A 12010-nucleotide genomic window follows, 5' to 3' on the forward strand; every position below is an offset into this window, starting at 1 on the left:
TAACTGGAAGAAGGGTTATTTTCAGTTAGTTTGCCGTTTTGAATACATAGAAGGTAGGTAAGATGTGTGATAGAGTTTCGAAATGTCTCCAAAGTGTATCCGAATGGTACAAAAGGATTAAATAATATAAACTTGAACATTCAAAAAGGTGAGTTTGTTGTAATGGTAGGGCTGTCTGGGGCTGGAAAGTCTACACTTCTAAGATCGGTAAACCGTCTTCATGAGATTACAGAAGGCGAAATCATGATTGAAGGTGAATCTATAACTGCTGCAAAAGGAAAAGGCTTACGACGCATGCGCCGAGATATTGGTATGATTTTTCAAAGTTTTAACCTTGTAAAGCGATCAACGGTATTGAAAAATGTATTAGCTGGCCGTGTAGGGTATCATTCGACACTGCGTACAACGTTAGGTTTATTTCCAAAAGAAGATTTGGAGCTTGCTTTTCAATCGTTAAAAAGGGTGAATATTTTAGAAAAAGCATATGCGCGAGCTGATGAATTATCAGGAGGACAACAGCAACGTGTATCGATTGCTAGAGCGTTGGCGCAAGAAGCGAAAATCATATTGGCAGATGAACCTGTTGCGTCGTTAGATCCGCTAACAACGAAGCAAGTATTAGATGATTTGAAAAAAATTAATGAAGATTTTGGAATTACAACAATTGTAAACTTACATTCTATTGATTTAGCTAGGCAATATGCGACACGCATTATTGGATTACATGCAGGTGAAATTGTTTTTGATGGCTCAGTAGAAGAGGCAACGGATGAAAAATTTGCTGAAATTTATGGAGACGTAGCGCAGCAAAGTGAATTGTTAGAGGTGGCAGTTAAATGAATGACGTGACGATATATTCGAAATCGATACCGAAGCCGCCGAGTAAGTTAAAACATATGTTAACGGCTATTCTAGTCATTTTACTGTTGTGGGGAAGTAGTGTACAGGTCGACGCATCATTTTCAAAACTAGTAGTTGGTTTTCCTAATATGATTGATTTGTTAAAAGAGATGGTGCCGCCTGATTGGAGTTATTTTCAAGTTATTACAACAGCGATGTTAGATACAATACGTATGGCGATTATTGGGACGACTTTAGGAGCGATTTTAGCTATTCCACTGGCACTATTTGCGGCAAGTAATGTGTTTACTAGTACATTTTTGTACGGTTCAGCTCGATCGGTTTTAAATTTTATCCGAACGATACCAGATTTATTATTAGCGGCAATTTTCGTAGCTATTTTCGGAATAGGACCACTTCCAGGTATTTTAGCTCTTACTTTTTTCTCAATTGGGCTCGTGGCGAAATTGTTGTATGAGTCAATGGAATCGATTGATCCAGGTCCATTAGAGGCGATGACAGCAGTAGGAGCAAATAAAGTGCAATGGATTGTGTATGGGGTAATTCCGCAAGTGAAAGCACATTTTGTCTCCTATGTTCTTTATACATTTGAGGTGAACGTACGTGCAGCAGCTGTTTTAGGTTTAGTAGGAGCGGGTGGTATTGGGTTGTATTATGACCGTACACTTGGATTTTTACAATATCAACAAACTGCATCTATTATTATTTATACTCTTGTTGTTGTATTGTTAATTGATTATGTAAGTACATTGTTGCGGGAGAAATTATAATGAGTAAAACGACGATGATTGTACCAAAACCGAAGAAACCGAGTGTGTATCGCTGGTTTATTTTTATAGCAATTGCATTTGTTTATGTATGGGCTTTTTCAGGAGTCCCGCTAGAGGGTAACTAACTGTTACGATTTATTTAACCAATTATAACGAAAGTTAATTAAATATATCAGTAAGCCCTGCTAGTCAAGTGATTGGCTAGTAGTGAGGGTTAACTGCGGGCAATCCCTAAAGCTGATTGAACTACAACGTGGCTAGAAATGGTGAGCGTGAATGTCGCGAAAGCAGAAAAAATCAATCAGATGGTGCAAGGTTAAATCCTAAACACTAGAACAATGGGTCTTCCGCCTCGAATCATCTAAGTCAAAATGGATAAGATGAACGTTCAACGACTATCTCGTATAACTGACGAGAGTACATCACAAGCCTATGGTGATGGAAAAATCCTCTATCTTTAAGTAGATAAACATATAGTCTGCGCTCATGTGAAAACATGAGAAGTTCATAAGAGAACTGGCTAAGGAATTGCGCCCTTAGTTGAACAAGATAAATTTTATTGAATCTATCAAACTTCATTGAAAATGCCGAACGTACGTGCTATGTTAGGTTCAATGAGGTGAGAATAATAATGAAATTTTCACGAGTTAGTCAAGTATCAGAATTAACAGGTTTGCATCCGATTAGTCTAAGGAGAATGCTGGTGGAACACGCTACTATTCAGAAGAACAAATCTTTCATTCAATGTTTATCATACAAGTGCGAGAAGTATGGCATTGCGTATGTAAACGCTGATAAATGGTTCGCCTCAAGCAAGATTTGCTCATGTTGCGGAGTAAAATACGACCATTCAGTTCAACCAGAAGGACAGTGGAGTTTAAAAATACGTGAGTGACGTTGTGTCGAATGCAATAGCCATCACGATAGGGATGTAAATGCTGCGATAAATTTATCAAGATGGGTAAAATAAATGCTTGATAATAGGAGGTAACGATACTGCCTCGTGTGGAGTGTTATACCCCTCGTCCCTTTGGGGCTGCGAGAACACTTTGAAGCACTAACTTGTGTAAATTTGATTGAATTGTATAGATTTAGTTAAGTTTATCGTATCGGAATAAAGGATACGGCAGGAGAAATTACAAAAGCAATTATGACAGGTGTATTGAATCCAGATTGGTCGTATGTATCTTTGCCAGATGGTGAAGATTTATTACATGGCTTAATTGATACGTTGGCAATTGCGATATTAGGTACATTTATTTCTGCCTTTTTATCTGTTCCATTCGCTTTTTTGGCGGCAACGAATATGAGCAGTGGAAAATTAACTTCAGGAACTGGGAAGTTTGTACTTAGTTTTGTTCGTACATTTCCGGAATTAGTTATGGCACTTTTATTTATAAAAGCCGTTGGGCCAGGCTCGTTTGCTGGAGTTCTAGCTCTAGGATTACACTCTATTGGCATGTTAGGGAAATTATATTCAGAAGGAATTGAAAATATAGATAAGGGACCGACGGAGGCGTTAATAGCAACAGGCGCAAATCGCTTTCAAATACTTTGGTATGCAGTAATGCCACAAGTATTACCGGATTTTCTATCGTATACGTTATACAGGTTCGAAATTAATGTACGATCCGCTGCCATTTTAGGTGTTATTGGAGCAGGTGGGATTGGGACACCGTTAATTTTTGCACTGAGTTCACGCAATTGGTCTCGTGTGGGAATTATTTTATTAGGCATCATTTTAATGGTCATTATCATTGACTTTATTTCAAGTTCGATACGGAAGAAAATTGTATAATTTATTTTAAGCACCTATAAAAGGTGCTTTTTTATATAATAAGAATAATAAATGTGAGCAATAGGGGGGATAATTTGGCTTTACAGCACGAGTTTGTATTTGTTTCGAATGAAAAAAAGGGGTTGGATTTTATAGGTATAGATTGGATTGAACTTTGTTTTCTATATAAAGAAGAGGCAACGATAGATGAGTGTGTTGTATTAAGTGATGAGCTCATCGTATATCTATTAGATTTTACCCATTGGATTCCGACCTATTATCCAGCGAAAAGAGCAGAAGGATTTGGAATTCACTATTATGGTATTACGAAAATAGAACAGCAAGGGGCAGTGATAGCAGAACAGTTATTTTGTTCGCTAGTTAACATGTTTTCTCTAGCGCCAGAAACAATCGAACTGACAGGGCAGTTTCAATGGGAAAATGATAATAATACTGATGGAGAATATGAAAGATACGTATTTGATCGAGATAAATTATGCCAAGATTTAAATTCTTTTATTCGTTTGCTTTGCAGAGTAAAAAATGGGGAAGGATATATTTTGCATTATGGAATTTGAAAATGATGAATAAATATACAGATAATTCTCTTTCTTTTTAAAATAAAAACAATGAAAAAGTATGTCATATTGAATACCCATACATTACCGAAATCATTGATTTTTTTATGAAAAACCAAAAAAATATCAACATATTTGTCGATACATGTTGTATAATCTTGCGTGGGAAGCTATCATATAAATGTATAAAACGTTTACTAATATAAGCGAAGGGAAGAATAGCATGTCACATTCAATCGAACAACTTTCTATCAACACGATTCGCACATTATCCATCGATGCGATTGAAAAAGCAAACTCTGGTCACCCAGGAATGCCAATGGGTGCAGCACCAATGGCTTATACATTATGGACTCAATTTATGAAACACAATCCAAATAACCCAACGTGGTTTAACCGTGATCGTTTCGTATTATCTGCAGGTCATGGTTCAATGTTACTATACAGCCTACTTCACCTATCTGGTTATGATGTAACAATGGATGACTTAAAGAACTTCCGCCAATGGGGAAGCAAAACTCCAGGACATCCTGAGTACGGTCATACAGCAGGTGTAGACGCAACTACTGGTCCACTTGGACAAGGTATTGCAACTGCTGTAGGTATGGCAATGGCTGAAAGACATTTAGCAGCTAAATATAACCGTGATGCGTATAATGTAGTAGATCATCATACATACGCTATTTGTGGTGATGGAGATTTAATGGAAGGCGTTTCTGCTGAAGCATCTTCATTAGCTGCTCATTTACAATTAGGTCGTCTTGTTGTGCTTTACGATTCAAATGATATTTCATTAGATGGCGATTTAAATCGTTCATTCTCTGAAAGTGTAGAAGATCGTTACAAAGCATACGGATGGCAAGTAATCCGTGTTGAGGATGGAAACGATATTGAAGCTATCGCGAAGGCAATTGAAGAAGCGAAAGCTGACGAAAAACGCCCAACGCTAATTGAAGTAAGAACGACAATTGGTTTCGGTTCTCCAAACAAATCAGGAAAATCAGCTTCACATGGTTCTCCACTTGGTGTAGACGAAACAAAATTAACGAAAGAAGCATATGCTTGGACTGCTGAGCAAGACTTCCATGTAGCAGAAGAAGTATATGACAACTTCCGTAAAACTGTACAAGATGTTGGTGAAACTGCGCAAGCAGCGTGGAACACTATGCTAGGTGAATATGCACAAGCATACCCAGAATTAGCAAACGAATTACAAGCGGCAATGAATGGTCTTCTTCCAGAAGGTTGGGAGCAAAACTTACCAACTTATGAATTAGGATCAAAAGCAGCAACTCGTAATTCTTCAGGTGCTGTAATTAATGCAATTGCAGAGTCTGTACCATCATTCTTTGGTGGATCTGCTGACCTTGCTGGTTCTAACAAAACATACATGAATAACGAAAAAGACTTTACAAGAGATGATTACAGCGGAAAAAACATTTGGTACGGTGTACGTGAGTTCGCAATGGGTGCAGCAATGAACGGTATTGCACTACATGGCGGTTTAAAAACTTACGGTGGTACGTTCTTCGTATTCTCTGACTACTTACGTCCAGCAATTCGTCTTGCAGCATTAATGCAATTGCCAGTAACGTATGTATTCACACACGACAGTATCGCTGTTGGTGAAGATGGTCCAACACATGAACCAATCGAGCAATTAGCAGCGCTACGTGCTATGCCAAATGTATCTGTTATTCGTCCAGCTGATGGTAACGAATCTGTTGCAGCTTGGAGACTAGCTCTAGAATCTACAAACAAACCAACTGCTTTAGTATTAACTCGTCAAGACCTTCCAACATTAGAAGGTGCAAAAGACGATACGTATGAAAAAGTAGCAAAAGGTGCATATGTAGTTTCTGCAAGCAAGAAAGAAACAGCTGATGTAATCTTACTTGCATCTGGATCTGAAGTAAGTCTAGCTGTTGAAGCGCAAAAAGCGTTAGCAGTAGACGGCGTTGACGCAGCTGTTGTCAGCATGCCATCTATGGATCGCTTTGAAGCTCAAACAGCTGAGTACAAAGAATCTGTATTACCAAAAGCAGTAACAAAACGTTTCGCAATCGAAATGGGTGCTACATTCGGATGGCACCGTTACGTAGGTCTTGACGGAGATGTGTTAGGTATCGATACATTCGGTGCTTCTGCTCCTGGCGAGAAGATTATGGAAGAATATGGATTTACTGTAGAGAACGTTGTTCGTAAAGTAAAAGAAATGCTTTAATGATTTTAGAAAAATCTCTCCGGCATGGAGAGATTTTTCTATGTAAATGAGTTTTTTCGACAGAAAAAGTTTTTTATCTCTCCGCAGTCAGACAATCATTGCAAAATTTCTTCTATATAATGAAGGGAAAAGGTTGTCCAGATTGGGAGGCGAAAGATGAAAACGTATGAATTGTATTTAATTCAAGAGGATATTGCGAAAGCTTACTTTGGTCGTGAATATTTGTTTTTTGATTTATTTGCTAGATTTTCAGAATCTGGGTCCCTTTCGGAGAAAAAAGTGTTATATAAACAAATGATGTATATAACGATGCCATTACAAGTAATGAAAATTCACCATAAATTAGAACAAGCTTTGCGCGTTCTTGGTAAATATGATCGAACACATCATACACATACACTTTATACAGGAGCGGAATACGGCGAAATAATGGTGAAACCGCACTATATTCGCATGAATACCTCTGGAAACGTTTCTATGGAAACGACTTTCTTTGAGGTGTTAAGAAAGTGTGAATTAACATTTTTAGCTATGGATTATGAAAATACAAAGTACGGATGGCTGAATCCTCTAAAACAAGTACGAACATATGTGTAAAAAATGTCGAATTGTATCTTGTCTTATTGAAAAGGTTTTAGTACACTGTAAGGTAGACAACATGAAGGAGGAAAATATATGCCAATTTGGTTAGGTATTCTAGTGGGCGTAGTAGCACTAGTAGCAGGCGTGGCGTTAGGATTTTTCATTGCCCGCAAATACATGATGAACTACTTAGAAAAAAATCCACCAATTAATGAACAAATGTTAAAAATGATGATGATGCAAATGGGACAAAAACCTTCCCAAAAGAAAATCAATCAAATGATGAGCGCGATGAATAAGCAACAAACGAAATAAGCGCTAAAAGACACTCGTTAAGAGTGTCTTTTCTTTTTGTTAGTTATGTAGTTTAAAACTTTTAAAAATTCAGTATTTTTGGTAAACTGAAAACATCGCTCATTTTAAGGGAGGAGGATAAAAATGAAGGTATTTATTAATTTAGCGTGGTTTTTTAAACAAGAAAAACGAGCGTACATAATCGGAATTATTATGTTATTTGGTGTCGCGCTTCTTGAACTTGTAGCTCCGAAAGTACTAGGTATTGTAGTAGATGAAATTAATAATGGAACATTAACAGCTGAAAAATTGTTGAAGTGGGTTATTCTGTTAGTAGTTGTAGGGATTACTATGTACATATTACGTTATTTATGGCGTATTATGATTTTTGGATCTTCGTTAAAACTAGCCCGTCAATTACGAAAGAATTTATATGAACATTTTACAAGGATGAGCCCATCTTTCTATCAATCACGTCGTACGGGTGATTTGATGGCGCATGCGACTAATGATATTCAGGCGATTCAACAAACTGCTGGATCGGGCGTTTTAACACTTGTTGATTCATTAGCGGTTGGGGGATGTGTACTCGTAGCGATGGGTTTTACAATTAGTTGGAAGTTAACATTGTTAAGCTTAATTCCAATGCCGATTGTAGCGATTTCGACAAATTATTATGGAACGTTATTACATAAAAGGTTTCATAAAGCGCAGCAATCGTTTTCAGAAATCAATGATAAAGTGCAAGAGAGTATGAGTGGGATGAAGGTAATTCGATCACTTGGACAAGAGAAAGAAGATTTACAAGCATTTCGAAAAAAATCAGAAGATGTTGTACATAAAAATATGTTAGTCGCACGTATTGATTCGTTGTTTGATCCAACAATCTCTCTTATCGTTGGATTTTCTTTTTTAATTGCAGTGTGTTACGGGTCAGTATTAGTTGTGAGGGGTGAATTAACTGTAGGTGATCTCGTTACATTTACAACGTATTTAGGTACCCTCGTTTGGCCAATGTTAGCCTTTGGATGGTTGTTTAATATTATGGAGCGTGGGCGTGCTTCGTATGACCGGGTAGAAAAAATTCTCTCGCAAAAATCAGATGTAGTAAATAGAGAAGATGCTGTAAATAAAGTAGCAAGCGGTGATGTTACATTTGCGGTCGATTCATTTTCATATAAGAAAAATGAACTGTTACAGCTAATAGATGTTCACTTTGATTTGAAGAAGGGTGAGACACTAGGCGTTGTCGGACGTACAGGAGCAGGGAAAACGACTTTATTAAAATGTTTAATCCGTGAGTATGATCATTTTAGTGGTGAATTAAAAGTTGGGGAGCGGGATATTCGCGATGTAACACTTTACGGTGTCCGTTCTGCCATTTCATACGTGCCGCAAGATCATTTTTTATTTTCAGCGAGTATTGGGGAGAATATTGCCTTCGGAAAGGCGGATGCTACATATAATGAAATAACCCGCGCTGCAGAGATTGCTTGTATTCATAATGACATCCTCCAATTTTCAGAAGGATATGAAACGGTAGTAGGAGAAAGAGGCGTTTCGTTATCTGGAGGTCAAAAACAGAGAATCTCTATTGCACGTGCTTTATTAACGAATGCGGAAATTTTAATTTTAGATGATTGTTTATCAGCGGTAGATGCAAAAACAGAAGAAACGATTTTAAATGCATTAAAGAGGGAAAGAGCAGGAAAAACAACGATTATTACTGCTCATCGTTTAAGTGCAATTCAACATGCCAATCTTATACTTGTTGTGGATGAAGGCAGAATTGTGCAACGAGGTACACATGAACAATTAATGAAAGAAAACGGTTGGTATAAAGAAATGTACGAGAGCCAGCAGTTAGAAGCATTAGTCGAGAAAGGAGGCGTATGATGACCGGGAAGAAGCGGAGTGATTTAAGTAGATTACTTTCTTATATGAAGCCATATAAAAGGTTACTATCTTTAGCATTTATCTTTTTAGTTGGTGCAACTGTAACTGAAATGATGGGTCCTTTTTTAATTAAACAATTTCTTGATGAACATTTAGTACCACGTAACTTTGATCAATCAGCACTTGTTACTCTATTTGTAGTGTATCTTATTGCTCACTTATTAAAAGTATTATTTACTTATTTAGACTTATTGTATTTTCAAAATATCGCTTTTAAAATTGTTCAAGATATGCGTGTTGAAGTATATAATCATGTTCAAAAGTTGTCATTAAGTTTCTTTGATCGTACGCCGATTGGTACGCTTGTATCGCGCATAACAAATGATACGGAAGCAATTAAAGATTTTTATGTCAGTGTATTATCCACATTTGTCAAAAATGTAGTCTTTTTAATAGGTATTTTAGTAGCAATGTTTTTATTAAATGTAAAACTAGCTCTATTTTCTCTCGTATTAATTCCGATAATGTTTGCAATTATGGTGCTATATCGCCGGAAGAGTGCAGCCTTTTATTTAGAAGTACGTAATCAATTAAGCGTGTTAAATGCAAAGTTGAATGAGTCCATTCAAGGAATGAATATTGTTCAAGTGTTCAGGCAAGAAAAGCGTATGAGAAAAGAGTTTGAAGAAGTGAATAATAAACATTATAGTGCAGGGCGACGGACGTTAAAGTTAGACGCGTTACTTTTACGTCCAGCAACTGATTTAGTTCATATTGTGGCTATTGCGTTAGTACTTGGTTTATTTGGAATTGATGCTTTGAAGAGTCCTGTTGAAGTAGGTGTCTTATATGCGTTTGTTAACTATATACATCGTTTCTTCCAGCCTGTAAATGAGATGATGATGAAATTATCATTTTTCCAACAGGCACTTGTTTCATCATCACGTGTATTTCATTTAATGGATGAGAAAGATTTAGCTCCAGTTCAAAAAGGGGATGGAAATCCTCAAGTTGTTAATGGAGAAATTGGATTTAAAAATGTTACTTTTTCGTATGATGGAAAACGTGATGTTTTAAAAAATGTATCTTTCCACGTGAAACAAGGGCAAACAGTTGCTTTCGTTGGGCACACTGGTAGCGGAAAAAGTACTATTATGAATTTGTTAATGCGATTTTATAATATTAAGTCCGGAAATATTGTAATAGATGGTGTAGATTTAGAGAAATTTGAAGAAAGAGAAATTAGAAAGAAAATAGGACTCGTATTGCAAGATGCATTTTTATTTGCGGGAAATGTAAAACAAAATATTCGTATGTACAATGAAGAAATTACGGATGAAGAAGTAAAAGAAGCGGCACAATTTGTGCAAGCGAATACGTTTATTGAAAAATTACCAGAGCAGTATGAAACGGAAGTAGTAGAAAGAGGAGCTGCATTTTCTAGTGGTCAACGACAATTAATTGCTTTTGCTAGAACGATAGCAACGAATCCGAAAGTATTAGTATTAGATGAAGCAACAGCTAATATTGATACAGAAACAGAAGATGCGATCCAAACAGCATTACAGCAAATGCGAAAAGGGAGAACGACTATAGCAATTGCACACAGATTATCTACAATTCAAGATGCAGATCAAATCTTTGTTATGCATGATGGAGAAATAGTAGAAAGAGGAACACATCAAGAATTACTGAGTGAGCAAGGGTTGTATTATAATATGTATTTACTACAAAATAAAGGAAGTTTACAAAAGGCCTTGTAATTATAAGGCCTTTTTACTTTGCTTATAAAATATGTTTGCTCTCAATATCTATAGTATAAACGTCGTGACCTTTTATTAAAGTTGTACATATTGTATGTATACGAAATGAAAAAAATTGATAGGAGCTTTTATATGCAAGGTAGATCTAGTTCAAATATTACGTTTATCGATGTGTCTCATTGGGAAGGAAACATTGATTGGAATGCAGTGAAGGGATCGGGTATTTCAGCGGCGTATGCAAAAGCGACAGAAGGTGTAAACTACATTGATCCTACTTTTACTAAGAATGTACAAGCAGCACGAAATGCGAATGTATTAATTGGTGCATACCATTTTGCACGCCCAGAACAAAATGATGCAATTTCAGAGGCGAAATATTTTGTGAGTATATTACAAAATAACCAGACAGACTTAATGCCAGTTCTGGATTTAGAATCACCAACAGATCCGAGCAACAGTAATTTAACTGGTAACGCTATATCGAATTGGGCAAGAAGCTTCATAAATTATGTGAAACAGGCTACTGGAAAAGATGTAATGTTATATACAGGAGTTTGGTATATTAATGAGTTCGGAATTAGCGGATTAAGTGATATACCGCTTTGGATTGCTAAATACTCGAGTACACCGCCTGCTGATGCTGGTGGATGGACAGCGTGGACAGCGTGGCAGTACACAGATTCTGGACAAATTTCAGGCGTAGGAAATTGTGATGTATCAGCTGCAGTTTCATTAGAAGCTTTAAAAGGGAATGGAGCAAGTGGTGGAGGTAATGTTTCCCCGCCTAATAATGCAACTCCAGTGTATGGGGTTGCTATAATTAATGGAGATAATGTGAATTTGAGAAGTGGACCATCTTTGCAGTCTAGTGTAATTCGCCAATTGAATCGTGGCGAAACATATGAAGTTTGGGGAGAACAAGATGGATGGCTTTGTTTAGGGACAAATCAGTGGGTATATAATGATCCGAGTTATATTCAGTATAAACATTATGTGGCGACTATTACTGGTGATAATGTAAATTTGCGTGATGCTCCATCATTAAATGGAAATGTTATAAGACAGTTACATCATGGTGAATCGTATCGAGTATGGAGTAAGCAAGATGGATGGCTTTGCTTAGGGACAAATCAATGGATATACTACGATCCAAGTTATATTCAGTATGGTGTACAATAGAGTGAAAATAAAAGGTGCCCCGTCAGAGGTGCCTTTTATTAAAAATATACAACTTTTGCAAAGTCTATATCGAAACCATAGTATAC

At 36.8% G+C, this 12010-nt stretch carries 11 protein-coding genes and 1 pseudogene; all 12 read left to right on the forward strand.

Translation table 11 applies throughout. From position 1 onward, the window contains the following. Window positions 1-66 precede the first annotated feature (66 nt). The 12 genes and pseudogenes from phnC (at window position 67) to ABH961_RS14280 (ending at window position 11924) form a co-directional block, all read left to right on the forward strand. Entirely contained in the window at window positions 67-840 is a 774-nt protein-coding gene (gene phnC, locus ABH961_RS14225) for a phosphonate ABC transporter ATP-binding protein (RefSeq protein ID WP_048544181.1), read from the forward strand. Next, entirely contained in the window at window positions 837-1631 is a 795-nt protein-coding gene (phnE, locus tag ABH961_RS14230) for a phosphonate ABC transporter, permease protein PhnE (protein ID WP_098080356.1), read from the forward strand. Before phnC ends, phnE (ABH961_RS14230) begins: the two co-directional genes overlap by 4 nt. Then, window positions 1631-1756: a hypothetical protein gene (locus ABH961_RS14235; protein WP_391503263.1), complete on the forward strand. Its 126-nt coding sequence runs from the start codon at window positions 1631-1633 to the stop codon at window positions 1754-1756. Before phnE (ABH961_RS14230) ends, ABH961_RS14235 begins: the two co-directional genes overlap by 1 nt. A 506-nt stretch (window positions 1757-2262) precedes the next feature. Continuing rightward, complete coding sequence (locus ABH961_RS14240) at window positions 2263-2526, forward strand: zinc ribbon domain-containing protein (RefSeq protein WP_098681358.1); 264 nt, start codon at window positions 2263-2265, stop codon at window positions 2524-2526. Window positions 2527-2742: 216 nt separating this feature from the next. After that, window positions 2743-3429 (forward strand): annotated as a pseudogene (gene phnE, locus ABH961_RS14245) (phosphonate ABC transporter, permease protein PhnE); the annotation flags it as partial. A gap of 74 nt (window positions 3430-3503) precedes the next feature. Beyond that, the gene (locus tag ABH961_RS14250) at window positions 3504-3986 is read left to right on the forward strand and encodes a coproporphyrinogen III oxidase (RefSeq protein ID WP_087982027.1); all 483 of its coding nucleotides are present in this window, start codon (window positions 3504-3506) and stop codon (window positions 3984-3986) included. A 223-nt stretch (window positions 3987-4209) separates the two neighbouring features. Further along, a complete protein-coding gene (gene tkt, locus ABH961_RS14255) occupies window positions 4210-6210 on the forward strand; it encodes a transketolase (protein WP_048544176.1) in 2001 nt (666 codons plus the stop codon). Window positions 6211-6366: 156 nt separating this feature from the next. Further along, a complete protein-coding gene (gene sirA / locus ABH961_RS14260; protein ID WP_000860645.1) occupies window positions 6367-6807 on the forward strand; it encodes a sporulation inhibitor of replication protein SirA in 441 nt (146 codons plus the stop codon). A 78-nt stretch (window positions 6808-6885) separates the two neighbouring features. Then, complete coding sequence (locus tag ABH961_RS14265; RefSeq protein ID WP_001123315.1) at window positions 6886-7107, forward strand: YneF family protein; 222 nt, start codon at window positions 6886-6888, stop codon at window positions 7105-7107. Window positions 7108-7230: 123 nt separating this feature from the next. Beyond that, a complete protein-coding gene (locus ABH961_RS14270; protein WP_098079690.1) occupies window positions 7231-8982 on the forward strand; it encodes an ABC transporter ATP-binding protein in 1752 nt (583 codons plus the stop codon). Continuing rightward, a complete protein-coding gene (locus ABH961_RS14275) occupies window positions 8982-10745 on the forward strand; it encodes an ABC transporter ATP-binding protein (RefSeq protein WP_098079688.1) in 1764 nt (587 codons plus the stop codon). Before ABH961_RS14270 ends, ABH961_RS14275 begins: the two co-directional genes overlap by 1 nt. A 132-nt stretch (window positions 10746-10877) precedes the next feature. Further along, window positions 10878-11924 (forward strand): GH25 family lysozyme, encoded by a 1047-nt coding sequence (locus tag ABH961_RS14280; RefSeq protein WP_098079686.1) that lies wholly within the window; start codon window positions 10878-10880, stop codon window positions 11922-11924. The last annotated feature ends 86 nt before the right edge of the window (window positions 11925-12010 follow it).

It is taken from the genome of Bacillus sp. RC251, assembly GCF_044908765.1.
Taxonomy (GTDB): domain Bacteria; phylum Bacillota; class Bacilli; order Bacillales; family Bacillaceae_G; genus Bacillus_A; species Bacillus_A wiedmannii.